Source organism: Maribacter vaceletii, from assembly GCF_003634105.1.
In the GTDB taxonomy this organism is placed as follows: domain Bacteria; phylum Bacteroidota; class Bacteroidia; order Flavobacteriales; family Flavobacteriaceae; genus Maribacter_B; species Maribacter_B vaceletii.
In genome coordinates, this window is record NZ_RBIQ01000007.1 from 1,656,226 (window position 1) to 1,679,952 (window position 23,727).

At 31.5% G+C, this 23,727-nt stretch carries 18 protein-coding genes and 1 tRNA gene; 16 read left to right on the top strand and 3 right to left on the bottom strand.

The window, feature by feature from the left end; translation table 11 throughout:
• The first annotated feature begins 65 nt into the window (after positions 1-65).
• The 8 genes from CLV91_RS06885 (at position 66) to CLV91_RS06920 (ending at position 11,210) form a co-directional block, all read left to right on the top strand.
• Positions 66-1,304 carry an LVIVD repeat-containing protein gene (locus tag CLV91_RS06885; protein WP_121065284.1) on the top strand — a complete coding sequence of 413 codons (1,239 nt, stop codon included), beginning with the start codon at positions 66-68 and terminating at the stop codon, positions 1,302-1,304.
• Between the two features lie 117 nt (positions 1,305-1,421).
• The gene (topA, locus tag CLV91_RS06890; protein WP_121065286.1) at positions 1,422-3,929 is read left to right on the top strand and encodes a type I DNA topoisomerase; all 2,508 of its coding nucleotides are present in this window, start codon (positions 1,422-1,424) and stop codon (positions 3,927-3,929) included.
• 2 nt (positions 3,930-3,931) lie between these two features.
• The gene (locus tag CLV91_RS06895) at positions 3,932-5,086 is read left to right on the top strand and encodes a formimidoylglutamase (RefSeq protein WP_121065288.1); all 1,155 of its coding nucleotides are present in this window, start codon (positions 3,932-3,934) and stop codon (positions 5,084-5,086) included.
• Between the two features lie 123 nt (positions 5,087-5,209).
• On the top strand, positions 5,210-6,574 hold the full coding sequence (porK, locus tag CLV91_RS06900; protein ID WP_121065290.1) for a T9SS ring complex lipoprotein PorK/GldK: 1,365 nt from the start codon (positions 5,210-5,212) through the stop codon (positions 6,572-6,574).
• Positions 6,575-6,662: 88 nt separating this feature from the next.
• Positions 6,663-7,316 (top strand): type IX secretion system motor protein PorL/GldL, encoded by a 654-nt coding sequence (gene porL / locus CLV91_RS06905; protein WP_121065291.1) that lies wholly within the window; start codon positions 6,663-6,665, stop codon positions 7,314-7,316.
• A 52-nt stretch (positions 7,317-7,368) separates the two neighbouring features.
• Positions 7,369-8,937, top strand: coding sequence for a type IX secretion system motor protein PorM/GldM (gene porM / locus CLV91_RS06910; protein ID WP_121065293.1), 1,569 nt, complete (start codon positions 7,369-7,371; stop codon positions 8,935-8,937).
• Between the two features lie 197 nt (positions 8,938-9,134).
• Entirely contained in the window at positions 9,135-10,037 is a 903-nt protein-coding gene (porN, locus tag CLV91_RS06915; RefSeq protein ID WP_121065295.1) for a type IX secretion system ring subunit PorN/GldN, read from the top strand.
• A gap of 114 nt (positions 10,038-10,151) precedes the next feature.
• The gene (locus tag CLV91_RS06920; RefSeq protein WP_121065297.1) at positions 10,152-11,210 is read left to right on the top strand and encodes an NAD(P)/FAD-dependent oxidoreductase; all 1,059 of its coding nucleotides are present in this window, start codon (positions 10,152-10,154) and stop codon (positions 11,208-11,210) included.
• Here CLV91_RS06920 and CLV91_RS06925 read toward each other — a convergent pair.
• On the bottom strand, positions 11,207-11,596 hold the full coding sequence (locus tag CLV91_RS06925) for a DUF983 domain-containing protein (RefSeq protein WP_121065299.1): 390 nt from the start codon (positions 11,594-11,596) through the stop codon (positions 11,207-11,209). The two genes, CLV91_RS06920 and CLV91_RS06925, sit on opposite strands and share 4 nt — an antisense overlap.
• 65 nt (positions 11,597-11,661) lie before the next feature.
• On the opposite strand from CLV91_RS06925, the gene CLV91_RS06930 reads away from it, so the two are divergent.
• The 8 genes from CLV91_RS06930 to CLV91_RS06965 all read left to right on the top strand — a co-directional run bounded on the left by CLV91_RS06930 (position 11,662) and on the right by CLV91_RS06965 (position 22,274).
• The gene (locus CLV91_RS06930) at positions 11,662-13,575 is read left to right on the top strand and encodes an ABC-F family ATP-binding cassette domain-containing protein (RefSeq protein ID WP_121065301.1); all 1,914 of its coding nucleotides are present in this window, start codon (positions 11,662-11,664) and stop codon (positions 13,573-13,575) included.
• Positions 13,576-13,759: 184 nt separating this feature from the next.
• Positions 13,760-14,632, top strand: a complete 873-nt coding sequence (locus tag CLV91_RS06935) for a leucine-rich repeat domain-containing protein (protein ID WP_121065303.1) — start codon at positions 13,760-13,762, stop codon at positions 14,630-14,632.
• 217 nt (positions 14,633-14,849) lie between these two features.
• Positions 14,850-15,737, top strand: coding sequence for a hypothetical protein (locus CLV91_RS06940; RefSeq protein WP_121065305.1), 888 nt, complete (start codon positions 14,850-14,852; stop codon positions 15,735-15,737).
• Between the two features lie 128 nt (positions 15,738-15,865).
• The gene (locus tag CLV91_RS06945; protein ID WP_121065307.1) at positions 15,866-16,330 is read left to right on the top strand and encodes a MarR family winged helix-turn-helix transcriptional regulator; all 465 of its coding nucleotides are present in this window, start codon (positions 15,866-15,868) and stop codon (positions 16,328-16,330) included.
• A 9-nt stretch (positions 16,331-16,339) separates the two neighbouring features.
• Entirely contained in the window at positions 16,340-17,470 is a 1,131-nt protein-coding gene (locus CLV91_RS06950; protein ID WP_121065309.1) for an efflux RND transporter periplasmic adaptor subunit, read from the top strand.
• Positions 17,470-20,673: an efflux RND transporter permease subunit gene (locus CLV91_RS06955; protein WP_121065311.1), complete on the top strand. Its 3,204-nt coding sequence runs from the start codon at positions 17,470-17,472 to the stop codon at positions 20,671-20,673. The genes CLV91_RS06950 and CLV91_RS06955 overlap by 1 nt, the downstream gene beginning before the upstream one ends.
• Before the next feature lie 38 nt (positions 20,674-20,711).
• A complete protein-coding gene (locus tag CLV91_RS06960) occupies positions 20,712-22,082 on the top strand; it encodes a TolC family protein (RefSeq protein ID WP_121065313.1) in 1,371 nt (456 codons plus the stop codon).
• 9 nt (positions 22,083-22,091) lie between these two features.
• A complete protein-coding gene (locus CLV91_RS06965; protein WP_121065315.1) occupies positions 22,092-22,274 on the top strand; it encodes a CPXCG motif-containing cysteine-rich protein in 183 nt (60 codons plus the stop codon).
• Positions 22,275-22,378: 104 nt separating this feature from the next.
• Here the strand turns inward: CLV91_RS06965 and CLV91_RS06970 are convergent, their stop codons facing one another.
• Together CLV91_RS06970 and CLV91_RS06975 are read right to left on the bottom strand one after the other, a co-directional pair.
• Positions 22,379-23,059, bottom strand: coding sequence for a head GIN domain-containing protein (locus CLV91_RS06970; protein ID WP_170146708.1), 681 nt, complete (start codon positions 23,057-23,059; stop codon positions 22,379-22,381).
• Positions 23,060-23,267: 208 nt separating this feature from the next.
• Positions 23,268-23,341 (bottom strand) — tRNA-Arg (locus CLV91_RS06975).
• Between the last annotated feature and the right edge of the window lie 386 nt (positions 23,342-23,727).

The window sequence follows — 23,727 nt, forward strand, 5'->3', positions numbered from 1 at the left end:
AAAAAATGTTGCAACCAATTTCTAAGTAATGCATCTAATTTATAACCACTTAAAAATAAATAGTTATGAAAATTAGATTTGCTTTAATGATAGTTGCTCTAACCTTTAGTTTTTTTTCTTGTGAAAAAGAGGAAGATGGTAAGTATGCCGATTATTTAGTAGCAAGACCTTTAAAAATATCTAAAACAGAATTTAATAATGGCGTAGATATTATTGCTCCTATGCCAATAGATGAGTCTGGTAAAATATATGCATATAAAGAGTATATTTTTATAAATGACAAGTACAAAGGGGTTCATGTAATAGATAATACTAATCCGGCTTCTCCAAAGAAAATAGCCTTTATTAAAATCGCAGGTAATGTAGATATATCTATAAAAGATGATTATTTATATGCAGATAGTATTACAGATTTAATGGTGTTAGATATATCCGATATAAATACTATTAAAATTGTAAATCGCTTAAAGAATGTTTTAAGAGATAATGTGGTGTGGCCAGTAGCAGATTTTTATGAATATGGAGAGGTAGATATTGAAAATGAGATTATAATTGGATGGGAAACAGTAACAGAAAGACGTTTGGTAGAAGAGTACGAAAAGCGTTTTGGAGGGCCAGATATTGCTCTTTTTGAAGATGCAAATGCTCGTACCGTAGGGCAAGGAGGGTCTTTAGCACGTTTTAAGATTGTGGAAGATTATTTATATGCGGTAGATAGTCATACTATAAATGTTTTTAATATTGAGGATTTAAGTGCGCCAAAAGATTTAGAAGATGTATTCGCAGGTTTTGATATAGAAACTATTTTTAATAGAGGGAATCATCTTTTTTTAGGAAGCATGCGCGGTATGTATATCTATGATATTACTACACCAGCTACTCCTACTTTTGTTTCAGAATTTCAGCATGGTACCGCATGTGATCCTGTTGTAGTAGATGGCGATTATGCGTATGTTACTTTAAGAGGAGGCAATGCTTGTGGTGCAACAGAGAGCGGTTTATTTATTGTAGATATTTCTGTGATTTCTAATCCTGTTTTAGTGGAAAATTATCCTCTTGAGGGACCTTATGGCCTGGGGATAAAAGATGAAAAATTATTTATTTGTGATGGTGAAGCAGGATTAAAAGTATACGATAAGACTAATATTGAAAATTTAAAAGAGTTAAATCATTTTAAAGATATAGATACTTTTGATGTAATTCCGTTAGAAAACCAATTATTAATGGTAGGCGATGAAATCTTATATCAATACGAGTATTTAAATAATAACATAAAGTTAATAAGCACTTTAGAGTTAAATTAGAGTGCAGTAATACCTAGTAAAAAGCTCCTTTTTAAGGAGCTTTTTTTTATACATATATATTAGGTATAACATTTTATTAAAAATTTCGACTACTTTTGTTGCTTCAAAAAGGAATGAATGGCTAAGAATTTAGTAATAGTAGAGTCGCCAGCAAAGGCAAAAACCATAGAGAAGTTTTTAGGTAAAGATTTTAAAGTAGAGTCTAGTTTTGGGCATATTGCAGATTTACCTTCTAAAGAATTAGGTGTAGATGTCGATAAAGATTTTGAACCTAAATATATAGTAGATAAGGATAAGAAAGCCTTAGTTAAAAAACTAAGGGATTTAGCAAAGAAAGCAGATACTATATGGCTAGCGAGTGATGAAGATCGTGAGGGAGAAGCTATTTCTTGGCATTTAGCAGAGGAACTAAAATTGGATAAAGATAAAACAAAAAGAATTGTTTTTAACTCTATTACTAAATCGGCAATTCAGAAAGCAATTGAAAATCCAAGAGAAATAAATTATAATTTGGTAAATGCCCAACAAGCCAGAAGGGTGTTAGACCGTTTGGTAGGGTACCAGTTATCACCAGTACTTTGGAAAAAAATTAAGCCAGGACTTTCTGCAGGTAGAGTGCAATCTGTAGCAGTACGTCTAATTGTAGAAAGGGAACGTAGTATTGAAGCGTTTACGCCAGTAGCTTCCTATAGAATAGCAGCGCAATTTGTTACCAAAGAAGGTAGTGTGTTTACTGCTAAACTTAATAAAACATTTGCTTCTAAAGAAGATGCACAAGCGTTTTTAGATAAGAATATAGATGCTAATTTTTCAGTAGGAAACTTAGATAAAAAACCGGCTAAGAAGTCGCCATCAGCACCATTTACAACATCTACATTACAGCAAGAAGCATCTAGGAAATTATATTTTTCGGTAGGTAGAACCATGCAAGTGGCACAACGATTATATGAAGCAGGTCTTATTACATACATGAGAACGGATAGTGTAAATCTTTCTAGTGAAGCTATTACTGCTGCAAAAGATGCTATTATACAAAACTATGGAGAATCCTATAGTACAGTACGTAATTTTACAGGGAAAACTAAAGGGGCACAAGAAGCGCATGAAGCAGTAAGACCTACAGATATGTTAAAGTCTTCTGTTTCTTTAGAACGTGATCAGTCTAAATTATATGAACTTATTTGGAAGCGTACTATAGCATCTCAAATGAGTGATGCTCAGTTAGAACGTACCAATGTTAAAATAAAAACCAATACCCATTCTGAAGAGTTTACAGCAAATGGAGAGGTTATAAAATTTGATGGTTTCTTAAAAGTGTATTTAGAAAGTTCTGATGATGAGGATCAAGCAGAAGAGCAAGAAGGTATGTTGCCTGCAATGCAAGTTGGGGAAGCTTTAAGCAACAAATATATTACAGCTACAGAGCGTTTTTCTAGAGCACCATATAGATTTACAGAAGCTTCTTTGGTTAAGAAATTAGAAGAATTAGGAATAGGAAGACCATCTACTTACGCCCCAACTATTTCTACAGTTCAAAATAGGGGATATATTGAGAAAGGAACTATAGAAGGTGTAGAAAGAAAATACACCCAGTTAGTTTTAGAGGCAAATACTGTAAAGGAAAAGAACCTTACGGAAACTGTAGGGTCAGATAAAGGTAAAATGGTACCTACAGATATTGGAATGATTGTTACCGATTTCTTAGTAAGTAATTTTGCTAACATTTTAGATTATAATTTCACAGCAAAAGTAGAAGAAGATTTTGATGAAATAGCAACAGGCGAAGAAGACTGGAAAAAAGTAATGAAAACTTTTTACAAAGATTTTCATCCAACAGTTTTAGATGTAGAAGCAAATGCAGAGCGAGCAAGTGGAGAACGTATTTTAGGAAAAGACCCAAAATCTGGCAGACAGGTTTCTGTACGTTTAGGAAGATTTGGACCTATGGTACAAATTGGTACCGCAGAAGAAGAAGAGAAACCATTATTTGCTAGTTTACTTCCAGAACAAAATTTAGGAAGTATTACCTATGAAGAAGCAATGGAACTTTTTAAATTACCTAGAGAATTAGGAGTTTATGAAGGAGAAGAAGTTGCTGCAAATGTTGGTAGATTTGGGCCATACGTTCGTTTTGGAAAGAAATTTATTTCTCTTCCAAAAGACGAAAGTGCTATGAATGTTACTATGGAAAGAGCCATAGAACTTATTATTGAAAAGCAAAAAGCAGATGCTCCTATTGCAACTTATGAAAATAAGGATGTGCAGAAAGGAGTGGGTCGTTTTGGACCTTTTATTAAATGGGATGGAATGTTTATTAACGTAAACAAGAAATACGATTTTGATAATCTTTCTCAAGCAGATATTGAAGAACTTATTGAAACTAAAAAGCAAAAAGAAATAGATAAAGTTGTTCATAATTGGGAAGAAGAAGGCATACGTGTAGAAAAGGCAAGATGGGGAAGGCATAATGTTCTAAAAGGAAAAATTAAAGTAGAACTCGCAAAAACTGTAGATGCTGCAGCTATGACTTTAGAAGAAGCAAAAGCTTTAATAGAGGCAAAAACACCTAAGAAAAAAGCAAAGGCAAAGCCAAAAGCAAAAGCAAAACCAAAAGCTAAGAAATAAATATGGCGTATGATTTTTTAGTGCCTGTAGAAGATAAAGTAATGGCACATTGCGAGTTGTTACCAGAACAATCTTTAGGGAAAAATATTTATGCGCACACAGAAAGAGATGGTTTACCGGTCTTGGCAAATGCATCCATAGCCCTTTTAGGTGTAAAAGAGTCTAGAAATGCTTTTGAAAAAAAAACAGAAAAGTTAGATGTTTCTGCTATAAGGATACAGTTTTACAAATTAATGTCTGGCAATTGGAATTCTACCATTGTAGATATGGGAGACATTGAAGAAGGAGAATCTGTTGAAGATACATACTTTGTAGTAAAAGAAATTGTTGCAGGATTACTAGAAGAAAATATAGTTCCTATTATTTTAGGAGCAACACAAGATATTACCTATGCAGCTTACAGAGCTTTTGATGGTATAAAAGACATGATTAATTTAGTGGCTGTAGATAGCCGCTTTGATTTTGGAATGGAAGATGAACTTATTTCTTCTCATTCTTATATGAGTAAAATTATTACAGATAAGCCCAATAACTTATTTAACTTCTCTAACATAGGATACCAAAGTTATTTTAATGCGCAAGAAGAATTAGACCTTATGGAGCGTCTTTTTTTTGATTCCTATAGGTTAGGAGAAATGGTTAACGACATTACTCTGGCAGAACCTGTGCTAAGAAACGCACATATGGTAAGCTTAGATACAAGAGCAATAAGAGCTAGTGAAATTTGCTTATCTGCTAATTTTTCTCCAAACGGATTTAGTGGGCCAGAAATTTGTGCCATTGCAAGATACGCTGGTATTAGTGATAAAGTTAGCGTATTTGGTATTTATGAAATGGAAAATACAGTGCAGTCTAGCCAATTAATTGCACAAATGATGTGGTATTTTGTAGAAGGTTTTAACTTTAGAATAGAAGAATCTCCATACTCAAATACAGACTTTAATAAGTATATAGTACCTAATGAGACCGAAGAACTTATTTTTCATAAGAGCTTGTTAACAGAAAGATGGTGGGTAGAAGTACCATCAATAATATCTTCACATACTAAAACAAATTCACCTGCGTTATTACCATGCACAGAAAAGGACTATTTAGATGCATGTAATCAAAATATTCCGGAAAGGTGGTTTAAAGCATATAAGAAAGGCTTTAATTAACATAAAATTTTTTTAAAAGGATTACAAGTACAATACAATAATTTGCTCAAAACGTAGTTTTAGAGAGTAGAATAAACAATTGTGTTTGCAATTTTTAACCATAATCGAAATTTAACCTAAAGTATGAAGAAGCTATTGTTATCATCTATAGCGTTTGTTTTTTTACTCACGAGTTGTGGGTCTAAAACTAAAGGAGAGCTAGTCGGAGTCCAAGGAAAGAAATGGTATCCGGAAAAACCCTACGGAATGGAATTAATCCCAAGAGGATCTTTCATTATGGGTAAAAGTGAGGAAGACCAAGCTAAAGTTCTTAACGCACCAACCAAAACAGTAACCGTTCGTTCTTTTTATATGGATGATACTGAAATTACAAATAGCGAATATCGCCAGTTTGTAGAGTGGGTAAAAGATTCTATTACCAGAACAAAATTAGCTATTCTTGCTGATGAATTAGGTATAGGTCCAGAAGAAGGGGGAATTGGAGATTTTGTATTTAAAGATGCAGATACTACAAAAGCTTCTGTATACGATAAGTATATGTTAGACAATTATTCTGGTATGGGCGAAACTGGTTTTGAAGGAAGAGCGCTTAATAAAGATGAAAATCTTATTTGGGACGTTTCAGAATATCCAGATGAATATTATACCGAAGTAATGGACTCTCTTTATATTCCTGAAGAAGAATCATACAATGGGCAAAGAACAATAGACGTTACTAAACTTAAATATAAGTATAGTTGGATGGATATTGAAGCTGCTGCACGTTCTTCTAGAAAAGAAAATAAGAGTAGAAAAGACTTTATTCGTCATGAAGAGTTAGAAATTTATCCAGATACAACGGTATGGATTCGCGATTTTGAGTATTCTTATAATGAGCCAATGCACAATGATTATTTTTGGCATGATGCATATAGTGAATACCCTGTAGTTGGTATCTCTTGGAAGCAAGCACAAGCTTTTTGTAACTGGAGAACTAAACACAAAAATGATGACCAAAAAAGTAAAGGAAAACAATTTGTAAATAAATTTAGACTACCTACAGAAGCAGAATGGGAATATGCAGCAAGAGGTGGTATTGAAGGAGGAACGTACCCATGGGGTGGTCCTTATGTAATTAGTGATACAGGATGTTTTATGGCAAATTTTAAACCACAACGTGGAGATTATGCAGCCGATCAAGCACTATATACTGTAGAAGCTAAATCTTACGAACCTAACGATTTTAACTTGTATAACATGGCAGGTAATGTTTCGGAATGGACAAATTCTAGCTATGATCCAAACTCTTACGAATATGTGTCTACTATGAACCCTAATGGTGGCGATGGTAGTAACGAAAGAAAAGTTATTAGAGGTGGTTCTTGGAAAGATGTTGCTTATTTCCTACAAGTAAGTACAAGAGATTATGAATACGCAGATTCTGCACGTAGTTATGTTGGTTTTAGAACCGTACAAGATTACATGGGAGAAGAAGATTCAACTAGATAAGAATTATTTTAAACAATAATAATTAAACACAAGTATCAAATTTTAACCAAATCTTTATTATTTATTAAACCTTAAATTAAATTAAATTATGGCACAGTCAAAATCAACAAAGAAATTATTTAATATGGCCTACGGTCTTGGGGCATCTATTGTAATTATCGGAGCATTATTTAAAATCCTTCACTGGGAATTAGGACCATTAAATGGTGGCGTTCTTTTAGCGATAGGTCTTATTACAGAGGCAGCAATTTTTGCTATTAGTGCATTCGAACCAATAGAAGACGAGTACGATTGGTCTTTAGTATATCCAGAATTAGCAGGTGGAGAAGGTTCTCCAAGAGCTGCAAGTGAAGCTGCTGAAGTTAAAGAAGCAGAAGCATCTTTATCTAAAAAATTAGATAACTTATTACAAGAAGCAGGTGTAGATGCTAACTTAATGGAGAGCTTAGGTTCTAGTATTAAAAACTTTGAAGGAGCTGCAAAAGGAATTGCACCTACTGTAGATGCAATGGAGTCTACTAAAAAGTATTCTGAAGAAATGGTACATGCTGCCGCTCAAATGGAATCTTTAAACAGTCTTTATAAAGTACAGTTAGAGAGTGCAAGTAAGCAAGCTTCTGTAAATGAAGAAGTAGTGCAAAATGCAAGTGCATTAAAAGAGCAAATGGCCTCTTTATCTACAAACTTATCTTCATTAAATGGAGTATATGGTGGAATGTTATCTGCAATGAGCAAAAACTAATTAGAGATTAGTAAATAACCCCAAATTAATAACAAAATCTAATTAGAAAAACATGGCAGGAGGAAAACAGTCACCACGTCAGAAAATGGTAAACCTAATGTATTTGGTTTTCATTTGTATGCTGGCCTTAAATATGAGTAAAGAAGTTCTAGCGGCATTCGGTATTATGAATGTAAAAATGGAAGCTTCTAATGCAAAAACCACAGAAAGTAACCTAGCTTTCTTAACAGGTTTAGAAACAAAAGCATCAGAAAATGCTGAAAAATTTGGTCCTTTATATAAGGATGCAAAGAAGATAAAAGAATTATCTAAAGATTACTATGATTATTTGGAAGGTCTTAAGTCAGAAATGATGACAGGCGTAGAAGATCCAACAGATTATGCAGTAATGGATAAATCAGATTTCTTAGATCAAAAATTCTTTCAAGGAGAAAATCTTGCCGAAGGTGGCCAAGAGTTCTTAAAAAGAATTAACGATTACCGCACACAAGTATCAGCTGTTTTACCAGAAAGTATGAAAGATGTTAAATCATCTGTTGTTACTAGATTTGAAACTGGTGATGCTAATGGTAAAGTTGAAAAGAGAGATGGTACTAAGCAAGATTGGATTAACTATCATTATGAAGGTTTTCCATTAATTGCTTCTTTAGCTAAAATCACAGCTTTACAGTCTGATATTAAGGCAACAGAAGAAGATGCTTTAAAATCTATGTTACAAGGACAATTAAGTAGCGAAGTTTCTATGACAAACTATACTACTTTATTAGAGCAAGAGAAATCTGCATTCTATTCTGGAGAAAAGTTTTCAGGAAGTGTAGTATTAGGTCGTAAAGATGCTACTACTAAGCCAAATGAGGTTAACTTAAAGTTAGACGGTAGAAAATTAGTAGAAGGAAAAGATTACGAGATTAAAGATGGTCAGGTAAAGTTATTAGTTAGTGCTGGTGCTCCTGGAGATCACAAAATTGAAGGTAATCTAGTATTTATGCAAGATGGTGAGCGTACAGAAGTACCTGTATCTTCAACATTTGCTACAATATCTAAGCCTAATGCAGCATTAATTGCAGCAGATAAGATGAACGTTGTTTATCGTGGTGTTCCTAACCCAATGTCTATCTCTATACCTGGTATACCTAACAATAAAGTTAGTGCATCTGCAGCTGGTCTTAGAAAAAGCTCTGGTAGCAAGTATATTATGACACCAGGAAAAGGAAGAACAGTAAGTATTGTTGCTTCTGGTACATTACCTGACGGACAAAGAGTATCTTCTAAATCTGAATTTAGAATTAAAGATATTCCAAGACCATCTGGAGCTATTAGAGGAGAATCTGGTTCTGCTAAAATGCCAAGAAAAAACTTAGAAATGTCTACAGTTGGTGCATTATTAGAAGACTTTGATTTTGATTTAAATCTTAAAGTAAGCGGATTTAAATTTAAAGTTCCTGGACAACCAACAGTTAGCGTTAAAGGTAGTAGATTAGACTCAAGAGCTAAATCTGCGCTGAAGAGAGCTAAAAGAGGTGATGCAGTTCAAATATTTGATATTAACGCATATATCACAAACAATAAAGGTTATAAATTAAAGAAAGTATCTCCAGTAGTTGTTGAGATTACTAACTAATAATTAATAACTCATAAATGTAATGAGCCACCTTAAAAAATGGTTTGTTAAAAACCAAAAGTTGGCTCATCACATTTAAATAAATAATTTCGGGATAAGCCCATGAGATATTCATAAGAAAATAATCTTTTGAATTATAGAAAACCCTCGGAGCATATAAATCTCGATTATCGAGTAAAAACAATAAATAGTTACAAATGAATTGGAAAAAAGTTTTATTAATCGGAGCTGTTAGTTTTATGCCCTTATCTATGATGGCCCAAGCGAACATTTTAAATGCTAAAAAGCCGCAGGATATTGGGATTAGAACAACAGAGCAAAAAGCTTTAGATAATGATGCTCCATTAAAATATGGTTACGTAGATGACAGAGATATTCTTTGGTCTAAAACCATATGGGAGACAGTAGATTTAGATGAGCGTGTAAATTTCCCATTATACTACCCAATAGATACAATTGATATAGGTGCAGATAGAAGATCGTTATACGATGTTTTAATTAAAAACATTAAAAACGGGAAACTAGAAGATGTATATGTGGATTCTTATTTTACCGAGAAAAGAAAATTTAGCGATTTAGAAGCTACATTACAAAAAGTAGATACAACAGATTACGGTTACGAGCAATTAAATGCAGGAGAAGAAATATCTCAGGAATATATTAACAGAAGAGATTTAACTGCTGCAGATATTGAAGAGTACCGTATTAAAGGAATCTGGTATTTTGACAAAAGACAAGGAGAATTAAAATACAGATTACTAGGTATTGCTCCAGTTGCACCAGATGTTAACTTTATAGATGATGAATCTATGGATCCAGGAGATGCTAAAGTGGAACTTTTTTGGGTATGGTACCCAAGTGCAAGACAAATTTTGCACGAAGCAAAAGTTTTTAACCAACGTAATTCCGCGCAACCAATATCTTTTGATATGTTACTTAATGCTAGAAGGTTTAATGCCGTAATTTATAGAGAAGATAATGTGCATGGAGACCGTAAGGTTAGCGATTATATCGCAGATAATGCATTGTTTCAATTATTGGAAGCTAAACGTATAAAAGAGGTTATCCGAGACAGGGAACAAGATATGTGGGCATATTAACCACGGAATATTCCAATTCAATATAATATGATGAAAATCCTCAGTGAAAGCTGAGGATTTTTTTATTTTAAAATAGGTCAGGTATTTAGTTTAAAGATATAATATCTTTGTAGTATGGTAGATTATTTAGTAATAGGTTTAGGGCTGGCAGGTATTTCTTTTTGCGAACAATTAGAAAAAAATAATAAAACGTTTAAAGTAATTAGCGATACTTCTCAAACATCATCTATAGTAGCTGGTGGCTTATATAATCCAGTAATTTTAAAGAGATTTACTTTAGCTTGGAATGCAAAACATCAATTAGAATTAACAAAACCTTTTTATCAAAATTTAGAACAGAAGCTAAAAATTAAATTAGACAGTAAAGTTCCGGTATATAGAAGATTTGCATCTATAGAAGAACAAAATATGTGGTTTGAAGCTGCCGATAAAAGTACTTTACAGCCCTTTTTATCAACCCAAATAAAAACGAATACAAATACTGCAATTGATGCTCCTTTTGGTTATGGAGAGGTATTAGGTACAGGGAGAATAGATACTAAAGCGTTATTAAAGGCATACAAATCTTACTTGAGAAGGAAAGAAATTTTACAAGAAGAGACATTTAATTATGATGCGCTTATTTTAAAGGAAAACCATGTTTTTTATAAAACTATAAAAGCTAAAAAAATAGTTTTTGCCACTGGCTATGGTTTAAAAAGTAATCCATATTTTAATTATTTGCCACTAAATGGAACAAAAGGAGAGCTTTTAACTATAAAAGCGCCAGAGTTAAAGGAAAGTAACGTAATAAAATCATCGGTATTTATTATTCCTTTAGGAAAAGATTTATACCGTGTAGGGGCAACCTATAAGTGGAAAGATAAGACCAATACTCCAACTGAGGAGGCAAAAGAAGAGTTATTACAAAAACTAGATACTTTTTTAAAATGCGATTATGAGGTTGTAAATCATGTTGCGGGCATTAGGCCAACCGTTGCAGATAGGAGACCTTTATTAGGAAGGCATCCAGAACATGCTAATATGTATGTTTTAAATGGATTTGGTTCTAGAGGAGTAATGATTTCTCCTTATGCATCAAACTTATTATTGGAATATATAGAAAGTAATAAGGCATTACCAGCCGAAATTGATATTTCTAGATTTACAAAAAAATACTATAAACCACTTTAGCTTATTTTTTTCTTTGCAGTTGCATCATATTTTATAAAAAGATTAATCCATATATTTCTAGACAGGCGCATTATAATTGGCATAAAAACAACCAAAGTACCCATTATAATAAAAAAGCTGTTTAAAAGTGTAGTTTGGATAAAAAATCTAGAGATAATAAAAGCTGCTACAGCAAAGGCAATACCAACACCATAACTTACATACATAGCGCCATAAAAAAAGGAAGGTTCTATTTTATATTTGGTGTTACAATGCGAGCAACATTCCTGCATTTTTAAAACATTACCTAAATGGAAAGGGTTTTTGTCTAAATACATGCTTTCTTCATGACATTTAGGACAAGTTCCTGTTAAAATACTGTAGAGTTTGTTTCCTTTTTTTAACATTTGCAAAATGTTTTTACAAAAGTACAAGAATGTGTACTATTTAATATATAAATCAATTATAAAAAATGCTTAATATCCATAACCTTTCTGTTTCTTTTGGAGGCGAATATTTATTTCAAGAAATATCTTTTAGATTAAATGGAGGTAACCGAGTTGGGTTAGTAGGAAAAAATGGGGCAGGAAAATCTACCTTACTTAAATTACTCTCTAAAGATATGCCAATAGACTCTGGTACTATTGCAATAGAGAAAGATATTAAAATAGGTTTTTTAAGACAGGATATAGATTTTGTATTGGGTAGAACGGTATTAGAAGAGTCTTACCAAGCATTTGAAGAAATAAAAGCATTAGAGCTTAAGTTAGATGAAATAAACCACCAATTAGCAGAACGTACAGATTATGAAAGCGAAAGCTATAACCAACTTATAGTAGATTTAAGTGATGCTACACATCATTATGAGATATTAGGAGGTTATAATTACCAGGGAGAAACCGAAAAAATTCTACAAGGTTTAGGTTTTAAACGTGAAGATTTTGATAAAAAAACAGAAACATTCTCTGGAGGTTGGCGTATGCGTATTGAACTTGCCAAGTTATTACTGCAAAGTAATGATGTGTTGTTACTAGATGAGCCTACCAACCACTTAGATATTGAATCTATTATATGGTTGGAGCAATTTTTAAATAATTACTCAGGGGCCGTAGTTATAGTTTCGCACGATAAAATGTTTTTAGATAATGTAACGAATAGGACTATAGAAATTTCTTTAGGTAGAATATATGATTATAATAAACCGTATACAGAGTATTTAGTCTTAAGACAAGAAATTAGAGATCAGCAATTAAGTATTCAGAAAAACCAGGATAAAGAAATACAGCAAGCGGAAAGGCTTATAGAAAAGTTTAGAGCAAAATCTACAAAAGCATCCATGGCACAGTCCCTAATGAAGAAGTTAGATAAAATGGACCGTATAGAGGTAGATGAGGATGATAATAGTGTTATGAATTTACGTTTTCCTATATCTATAACTCCAGGGAAAGTTGTAGTAGAGATAGAAGATTTGGCAAAAAGCTATGGAGAAAAACAAGTTTTAGAAAATATAAACTTGCTAATAGAAAGAAATAGCAAGACCGCTTTTGTTGGGCAAAACGGCCAAGGAAAATCTACTTTAGCAAAAATAATGGTTGGCGATATTACGTATGATGGGCATTTAAAACTAGGGCATAATGTGCAAATAGGATATTTTGCGCAAAACCAAGCGGAGTATTTAGATGGTAATAAAACCATATTAGATACTATGATAGATGCCGCCAATGAAAAGAATAGAAGTAAAGTTCGAGATATTTTGGGTTCTTTTCTTTTTCGTGGAGACGATGTGGAAAAATATGTGAAAGTACTTTCTGGGGGCGAGCGTAACAGGTTAGCATTGGCAAAAATGTTATTGCAACCGTTTAATGTTTTGGTGATGGATGAACCAACAAACCACTTAGACATTAAATCTAAAAATGTATTAAAACAAGCGTTACAAAATTTTGAAGGTACTTTAATATTAGTATCTCACGATAGAGATTTTCTACAAGGCTTAACCAATAGTGTATATGAGTTTAAGGATAAGCGTATAAGAGAGTATCTTGGAGATGTAGACTATTATCTAGAGCAGCGTAAAGAAGAGAATTTTAGAAATATAGAAAAAAAAGAAACCAACCCTAAGAAAAAAGAAGTGGTTTCTAAGAATACAAATGACTTTCAATATCAGAAAAAAGTTAAATCATTAAAGAACAAATTAAGTTCTGTAGAAAGTAAAATAGCTAGTTTAGAAAAGGAGATTGCAGAAATTGACCATTCCTTATTAATGAATTATGATGAAACTATAGCAAAGCCTAATTTTTTTGATGGGTATGAAAAAAAGAAAAAATCTTTAGAAGATTTAATGCAGAACTGGGAAAATTTAACCACAGAGTTAGAAGAAATAAGCTAAACATAATAAAATACAAAGGTAGTAAAATTCCTACACCACAAAAAAACGAGTCTACACAACAAAATACAGTAGTTCACCGATTTTTTTTGATTTTTAGCTGTTAATACTTCATATTTGTAAGGCAATTCTTAATCATCAGTATTTAATTATTGTTTAGATTTACAAGAAGCGAAAAAAAATAGATATGAAAAAAGGATTATATATTTTATTTCTGGCATTTATAACTTCAAATTTAATGTTAGCTAAAGTTTCTAAAAAAGAAAAAAAGGCGTTATTAGATTTGTATGAAAGTACAAACGGAGCGCATTGGATTAAAAAATGGGATTTAAATGCACCGGTATCTTCATGGTATGGAGTTACTGTAGAAGGTAATCATGTAGTAGAAATTAGTTTATTTAGGAATAATCTAATGGGGCATCTTCCAACGAGTATTGGTAAGCTAACTTTTTTAACAAAATTAAATCTTGCTTTTAATTCTATTACAGGAGAAATTCCAAAAGAAATAGTGTTTTTAGAAAATTTAGAGACATTAAAATTAGAGATGAACCGTATAAAAGGAGATTTACCTAAGCAATTAGGAAATTTAGCAGGTTTACAGGAATTAACAATGTTTAATAATTTTATTAGTGGTAAAATTCCAGAGAGTATTGGACAAATGGCAAGTTTAAAAGTATTAAACTTATCTAGTAATAATTTAAGAGGAGAAATTCCAAATTCATTAGGAAGTTTAGAAGACTTAGAAGTTTTAGGTCTTTTTGAAAACTCTTTATATGGTTCTATCCCAAATGAAATGGGGAACTTAAGTAAACTTAAAGAATTAGTTTTAGCAAATAACCAATTAAATGGGGCTATACCAGAAGAATTTGGTCAATTAGCAAGTTTAGAAGTACTGCAAATCCAGAATAATGAATTTAATTCTTTTAAGAATTTACAAATGATGGATAGTAAACAGTTTTTGGTTTTTGACTATGATAAAGATGAAGAAAATTTAGAATTTAAAGATTTAAACTTTAGTAAGTCTAGAATGGCAGATACAAAGTTTAATGATGAGGATTAAAAATAATTTTAGTTAGTTTGGTTAATGGTGGGGGTGTGTGGTGCACCCCTTTTTTTATTTAGTATTGTTAAATCAATAAAAATAATGTAAAATTTATCAGAAAACTATATATTTTACGTTAGTAGTATATTAATGTAGTTTAGTAATTGCCCTATCCTAAAAACAGATTTGCAATTTTTCATTCTATATTTAAACCAACCTACTAATAGTCTATATTATGAAACGAATTTTTTCCCCGATAAAGGTTCTTTTATTTTTATTTTTTACGAGTGCTATATATGCTCAGATTCCAAAAGCAGAAAAAGCCGCATTACTAAGTTTATATAATGCTACAAACGGTGAAGGTTGGACAAATACTTGGAATTTAAATGACCAAGTTATTACATGGTATGGAGTGCAAGTAGAAAATAACCACGTTATTTCTATAAATCTACATAGAAATAATTTAGATGGTAAACTTCCAAAAGGCATTAAAGGATTAAAGCACATAGAAAAATTAAATTTAGCTTTTAATAATTTACATGGAACAATACCAAATGAAATAACAGATTTAGAAAATCTTAAAATCCTAAAACTTGAAATGAATAGTTTAAAAGGGAATTTACCTAAAGACTATTCTAAATGGAATAAATTAAAAGAATTAACCCTTTTTAATAATAAATTAGAAGGCAAAATTCCAAGTGGAATAGGAGCTTTAGTAAATTTAGAATTACTTAATTTATCTAGTAACTATCTTACAGGAAATTTACCAAAAGCAATAGAGTCTCTTACAAAATTAGAACAGTTAGAACTTTTTGGAAATAAATTTTCTGGACAAATAAGTATAGATTTAGGAAAATTATCTGTTTTAACATCGTTAGTTTTAGCGTATAATAATTTTGATGGTGTAGCTCCAGAAAGTTTAAAAGATTTAACAAAATTAAAATTTGTTCAAATTCAAGGAAATAATTTTAGTTCTTTTAGAGGCTTAAATCATATGCAAAGTGAAACACTATTAACTTTTGATAGTGATAATGATGCTTTAAACCTTAAATATAATAACCCAAGATTTTCATTTTCTCGTTTAGCAGATACTAAATACGAAGACAAAAGAATTAAAGAATAATTTTTAATTAATAAAGAGTTAGAAAAGGGATGCTAATTAGCATCCCTTTTCTGTTTTCTAAAATGTCTTAGGATTTTTTTAACATTAGTTGTGTATGCAACTAAATAGTTTTGTGTTAGTTTCGTAGCATGAAATTTTCAGAAGATTTTGTGGATTTTGAAAACGCGATAATTCCATGGTTAGGAAAAACAGCTAAGATTGTTGATTACTATTTCCAGGAAGATTTAAAAAAACACAATTTAGATTTAAGTAAAGAACAAGTGATTGTTTTAAAAAAACTGCATCAAAAAAACGGGTTAAATCAAAATGAGTTAGCTTTTTTAACCCTCAGAAATAAATCTACCTTAACGAGATTGCTTTCTAAAATGGAAGCAAAAAATTATATAAAGAGAAAAAGGAGTAACGAGGATAAGAGAATAAGCCATGTTTTTTTAACTGATGAAGGTAGAGCAGTTTATAAAAAAACAATCCCTGTTTTAAAAAATTGTATTTCATTTTTAGAAAACGGTATTTCTGCAGAGGAAAAACAAATTGCTATTAAAATTTTAAAGAAAATTCAATATAATATTACATTACAAAAGGAGCCTTTATAACAACCAACTATGAGAAAAATAATTTTATCTGTAATAGGAGTTCTGCTAATTGTTGGTGCATTTTTTCTTGCGCAAACGCTTATAGCGAACAAAACAAAACCTAAGCCTAAAGTAGAAAAGGTAGTAAAAACTGTTTTTGTACAAAAAGCAAAGAATAAAACAATACCAATTATAATACCTGCTAATGGAAATTTAATAGCAAAAAGGAGGGTAGATATTTATGCAGAAGTTCAAGGCGTTTTTAAAACTGGAAACAAACTTTTTAAAGCAGGAACTGTATACCGTAATGGAGAAACTATTATAAACATAGATAACGCGGAATATATTGCTTCTGTAAAATCTGCTAAAAGTAATTTGTATAACCAAATTACTTCTATAATGCCAGATCTTCGTTTAGATTATCCAGAAATTTATCCTAAATGGCAATCTTACTTAGCGAGTTTTGATATAGATAAAACTACACCAAAATTGCCAGAAATGAATTCCGAAAAAGAGAAGTTTTTTATTTCTGGGAGAGGTGTTTTAACGAGTTATTATAATGTCAAAAATTTAGAGCAAAGATTGTCTAAATATAGAATAGTAGCTCCTTTTAAAGGAGTAGTAACAGAAGCTTTAGTAACCGAAGGAACTTTAGTTAGATCTGGGCAAAAATTAGGAGAATTTATTAATACAGATGTTTATGAGTTAGAAGTTTCTATTAGTAAAGAATATAGTGATTTACTAAATATAAACGAAAAAGTAACACTTAGTAATTTAGATAAAACACAAACGTATATAGGAAAAGTAGTAAGAGTTAATGGTAGGGTAGATGTAGCTTCGCAAACCATAAAAGCTTTTATAGAAATAAAAGATAGCAGCTTAAAAGAAGGTATGTACTTAGAGGCTAATCTTAATGCAAAAGCAGAAGAAAATGCTATAGAAATAGACCGAAGTTTACTTTTAGAAGGAGACAAAATATACATTGTAAAAGATTCAATTTTAGATGTTATAGATGTAAATCCTATATATTTTTCTGATAAGAAAGTAGTACTAAAACAAGTTCCAGATGAAGCAGTAATTTTAGCAAAACCTGTAGTAGGTTCTTATGCAGGAATGGCGGTTAAAGTTTATAAAAAGAAGCAAGCTAAATCTAAGGAATAATGCGTAAAATAATTGAGTATTTTATAAAATACCATGTTGCCGTAAGTGTGTTAATTATTGCGGTAACTGTTTTTGGTATTGCAGGAGCAATTACTTTAAAGTCTTCTTTTTTTCCATTAACAGATTCTAAAAACATATCTATTAATATAACCTACCCTGGAGCATCTCCGCAAGAGATAGAAGAGGGTATTGTCTTAAAAATTGAAGATAATCTAAAAGGTTTAGAAGGGGTGGATCGTGTAACATCAACCTCTAAGGAAAATAGTGGAAATATAAATGTAGAAATAGAAAAAGGTAGAGATATAGATTTTATGCTCTTAGAAGTAAAAAATGCTGTAGATCGTGTGCCAACCTTTCCAACAGGTATGGAACCTTTAATTGTATCTAAATTAGAAGCTATAAGACAAACTATTGGTTTTGCAGTAAGCGGAGACAAAGTCCCTTTGGCTACTTTAAAACAAATAGGAAGAGAAATAGAAAATGATATTAGAGCAATTGATGGTATATCACAAATAACTATTACAGGTTATCCGGATGAAGAAATAGAAATTGCTGTAGATGAAAATAGTTTGCTGGCATATAGCATCTCTTTTTCCGAGGTTGCGCAAGCTGTTAGTAATGCCAACATTCTTGTTACTGGAGGAAATATAAAAACAGATGCGGAAGAATACTTAATACGAGCTAATAATAGAGCATATTATGGAGATGAACTTTCTAATTTAATTGTAAAGGCAGATGCTTTTGGGAGAACAATTAGATTAAAAGATGTAGCTATACTAAGAGATCGTTTTGCAGAAACTCCAAATGGGTCTTATTTTAATGGAAATTTAGCAGTAAATATTAGTATAACAAGTACAAATACGGAAGATTTAATAGACTCTGCCGAAAAAGTTAAAGTGTATATAGAAACCTTTAACCAGAAGCACAATAACATACAATTAAACGTTGTAAGCGATCAATCTAAAACGTTAACGCAAAGAACAGAGTTACTTACAGAAAATGCAGTAATGGGAATGCTATTGGTACTCATTTTTTTATCCCTATTCTTAAATACTAGATTGGCATTTTGGGTAGCATTTGGTTTACCAATTTCTTTTTTAGGAATGTTTGTTTTTGCAGGCTTTTTTGATGTTACAATAAACGTGTTGTCTCTTTTTGGGATGATTATTGTTATTGGTATTTTAGTAGATGACGGTATTGTAATAGCGGAAAATATTTACCAACATTATGAAAAAGGAAAATCTCCAGTACAAGCAGCAATAGATGGTACTTTAGAAGTAATTCCTCCTATAGTATCTGCAATTATTACTACTATTTTGGCGTTTTCTATTTTTCTTTTTTTAGATGGTAGAATAGGAGAGTTTTTTGGAGAAGTATCTGTTATTGTAATACTTACCCTTGTAGTTTCTTTAGTAGAAGCTTTAATTATATTGCCCGCCCATTTAGCCCATTCTAAAGCGTTAAAGCCCATGGCTAAAAAGCCAAAAACGCGGATTGGGCAAGCATTTGCAAGGTTAAGGGTTATTAATGAGATGGGAGATCGTTTCATGAAATGGATGCGAGACAACATGTACAGTCCTTTGCTTAAGTTTTCAATGGAATATAAATTATTAACCTTTGCAATCTTTGCAGCAACCCTAATTTTAACTTTGGGTTCTGTTGGTGGTGGAACAATTAGAACTGCTTTCTTCCCTAGAATTGCTAGTGATAGAATAGACGTAAAGTTGTTAATGCCAAACGGGACAAATGAAAAAGTTACCGATTCTATAATTTCTCTAATAGAAGAAAAAGCTGCAATTGTAAATAAGAATTTATCAGAAGAATACCTTAACGGGCAAGATAAAATGCTTTTCGAGAATATGATTAAAAGGTTAGGGCCAGGGTCTTCCTCTGCAACCTTAACAATTAATCTGCTTCCAGGAGAAGAAAGGCCAGATGCAATACGAGCAGATATGGTGACCGGAAACTTAAGAAAGCTTGTAGGGCCAGTAATAGGAGTAGAAAGTTTAGTATATGGTTCTGGAGGTAATTTTGGAGGTTCTCCTGTAGCAGTATCGCTTTTAAGTAATAATATAAAAGAATTAAAAGCTGCTAAAAAGGAATTAAAGGACGCACTTATAAATAATGCCAATCTAAAAGATATTGCAGATAATGACCCAGAAGGAATAAAAGAAATACGATTAGAGCTTAAAGAAAATGCGTATTTATTAGGGTTAAATCTAAGAGATATTATGTCTCAGGTAAGAGCTGGTTTTTTTGGCGTACAAGCACAGCGTTTTCAAAGAGGGCAAGATGAAATTCGTGTTTGGGTTAGGTATGATAGGGATAATAGATCATCAATAACAAACCTAGATGAAATGCGAATTGTTACACCTAGTGGTAGTCGTGTTCCTTTAAAAGAAATTGCAAACTATGTTATAGAACGTGGCGATGTGGCAATTAATAGGTTAGAAGGTCGTAGAGAAATACAAGTGTCTGCAGATTTAGTTAATGAAAAAGAAACTAGTGGTACAGATATTATGGAAGATATTCAAAAGAATATTATGCCAGATATTGTTTCTAAATACCCTACGGTCTCCCCATTATACGAAGGGCAAAATAGAGAAGCTGGTAAAATGTTAGATTCTTTAACATCAGTAGGCATTACGGTGTTAGTTTTAATATATATAACAATAGCTTTTACCTTTAGGAGCTTTAGTCAGCCTTTAATGTTATTACTTCTAGTTCCTTTTAGTTTAACAGCTGTAGCTTGGGGACATTGGATTCATGATTTTCCTGTAAACATTTTATCTATGTTGGGTATTATTGCTTTAATAGGTATTATGGTGAATGATGGCTTAGTGTTAATAGGTAAATTTAATAGTAACCTTAGAGAAGGAATGGCTTTTGACGATGCTTTGTTTGATGCTGGAAAATCTCGTTTTAGAGCCATATTTTTAACATCGGTTACTACAATTGCTGGTCTAGCACCTTTAATGTTAGAAACTAGTAGGCAAGCACAATTCTTAAAGCCAATGGCAATTTCTATAGCTTATGGTATTGGATTTGCAACCGTATTAACCCTTGTAATGTTACCAATATTCTTATCCTTTAGTAATAAATTAAAAGTTAGCACTAAATGGTTAGCAACAGGTAATAAAGTCTCTAAAGAAGAAGTAGAGAGTACAATAAAAGAACAAAAAGAGCAAGAACATAATTCTTAACGTAGTGTATGTTTTTGTATTTAGATGATATTAAAAAGATGAAAAAAGTAAGTATAATTTTTATTATTCTTAGTGTATATTTTCCTTTAGAAATAATAGGACAAGAAAATATATTAGCAAAAGAAGATGCAGTTTCTATAGCCCTAGAAAATAACTATGGTATTAAAATGGCAAAAAACAGAGCCGAAATTGCTAAGAATAACAAAAGCGTTCTTAATTCAGGATATTTACCAACACTTACAGGAAATGCTGGAGCTAATTATAATGATTTAATAAATAGTACCACAGAATACCCTGGTCAGTTTGAAACCGACGGAACACCAAGGGCAGATATTGTAATTAGAGATGCAGAATCTCAGACCTATAATGCAGGTATAGCAATTAATTACACTCTTTTTGATGGTTTAGGTCGTTTTTACAATTATAAGAGATTAAAAGAGCAACACGCCTTAAGTGAATTACAGGCAAGAGAAACTATAGAAAACACAGTAATACAATTGTTTAGTGTGTATTATGAGGTAGCAAGGTTAGAAGAAAATAAAAAAGTTTTAGAACAAGCGCTAAAAATTTCTAAGCAAAGAATTACAAGAGAAGAATACGGTTTTGAATATGGGCAAAGTACTAAGTTAGATGTATTAAATGCGCAAGTAGATGTTACCAATGATAGTATAAATGTAATGACTACAAAACAATCTTTGTACAATGCAAAGAGAGATTTAAATGTAGTTCTTAATCAAGATCTAAACGCTTTTTATATGGTAGACACTTTAATCCAATTTTTACCTAAGCTGCAATTAGAAGAATATATAAAAAAGGCTCAGGAAAATAATATTAACTTATTAATTGTAAATAAAGGGCTAAAAATTAATGACTATGATATTAAGGTTAATAAATCTGGATATTTACCAACCGTAGGTTTAACAGGTTCTTACGGGTGGAATTTAAATCAAAGTGCACCTTCTTCATTTATTCCAGGACAAGTATTTCCAGGAACCAATAGGACTTCAGATAATATAGCATTAGGAGCAAGTTTATCTTGGAATCTTTTTGATGGTGGAGGAACTACGGTTAGAGTTAAAAATGCTAAAATAGCACAGCAAAATCAAGCACTTTTAGAAAAACAAATAACTTTAGAAGTTAATAGAGATATTGAAAATGCACTAGGAATTTATGAAAACCGACTGCGAATATTTAAAATTCAAGAACAAAATGTAATTACAAATCAAAATAATTTTGAGCGCTCTAAAGAACAATTTCAATTAGGAAGAATAACATCTATAGAATTTAGACAAGCACAGATTAATTTATTAAATGCGCAGACCAATAAAAATTTAGCAAAGTATGATGCAAAATTATCTGAATTACAATTACTACAATTAACAGGACAGCTTTTAAATGTTCCTTTTTAATTATACATTATGTTAGAGCATTTTTTTCAATGCCCGCATTGCTGGGAAGAGATTTCCATGCTATTAGATTCATCTATAAGCAGCCAAACATATGTAGAAGATTGTGAAGTGTGTTGTAACCCTATTGAAATAAAACCTCTATTTTTAAATAAAGAACTACAAGGCTTTATTGCAAATAGTATAGAGCAGTAAACTACCTCGGGGCAAGCCCACGAGGCATTTATTTGGAAACAAATTTTAATTTCGAGGCAAGCCTCGGAGCATTTAAATCTCTATTATCGAGTAAACAAATATTTTTAATCCATTATTTTTATTTTACCACCAAACATTTTGTTTTTTTCAATGTTTTTAGGGTTACCATAAATATAAATATAGCCTCCAGCTTTTACTTTTGCTTCTACATTGTTACTAGCTTTAACATCTGCTCTTCCGCCTGCCATAACAACTACATTAGTGTCTTTTGTGTCTAAGTTTTTGTTAAATGCTTTGCCACCTGTGTTTACAGTAATTTCTTGTTTGTTAGCATTTCCAGAAAGTGTAATTTCACTGCCAGAGATAGATTTTATATACACACTTTCCAAGTTTACTTTTAAATCTACCTTCCCTCCTTCTTGGCCTTTTATTTGGGCATAATTCCCTTTAAAAGTCTCCTCAGAAGTAACTTTAGCATTCTCATTAGCATCTATTAAACTAAGGCTTTCAGTGTAGTATAAAGTTGCTTTTGCTTCCCCGCCATCAAGAAAATTATCAAATTCCATACGCACTTTTAATAATCCATCTTTGTTAGATATGCTTACTTCATCTTTATCATCACCAGTAATTACTATTTTATTTTCATTGCTTTTTACTAGAGTTACAATTATGCGATCATAAACTTTTAGTTGGGTAAACTTTTTTAAATCTTTGGTATTTTTTCTTTGAGCAGTAACTGTAAAAGTAATAAGTGTAATTAAAAATAGGCTTAAAATATTTTTCATTTTATTCTTCATTTAGGTTCTTAATAGTGAGTAATTGCAAATTGTGTTCCAATATTTACAAGCGCTCTATAAAAGAAGTAGAATACCAAATTTACAATTTATTAAAGTAGATTTAATTTATGTGGGAATATTAACAAATTTTTAAAAAACATGTTATAAAAAATAAGCCCCAGAAGTATATAATTTCTGAGGCTTTTCCAATTATTTGTGATGGCAGAAGGATTCGAACCTTCGACCGCCTGCTTAGAAGGCAGGTGCTCTATCCAGCTGAGCTATGCCACCATGCTTTAAATGGTGCGGCGAAGGTAATAAAAATATAGATTTTTAAAAGAAAATTTATTAAATAATTTGTCCTTTTTTTTAAGTTATGTGTTAATAAACTTTAAAAAACCTTAAGTATTTGATAATTAGAAAATTAAACACTTTTACTTGTGGAAAATACATTTGTCTATAATTAGATTTTATTTTTCTAATAATAAAGAGTACAAATATTATAGTTTTATAAAAGGCATTTTAGAGTTAAAATTAACATTAAAAGGGGTCTTCTATTTCTTTTTTAATGGTTTTACCCTCTTATCATATCCTTTTCGGAGGTTTTGCTCTACAACTCATAAATTTAATAGCATAATTTTCTTACATTTACTAGGCGTGTTTCGCTTTAAAAGGTA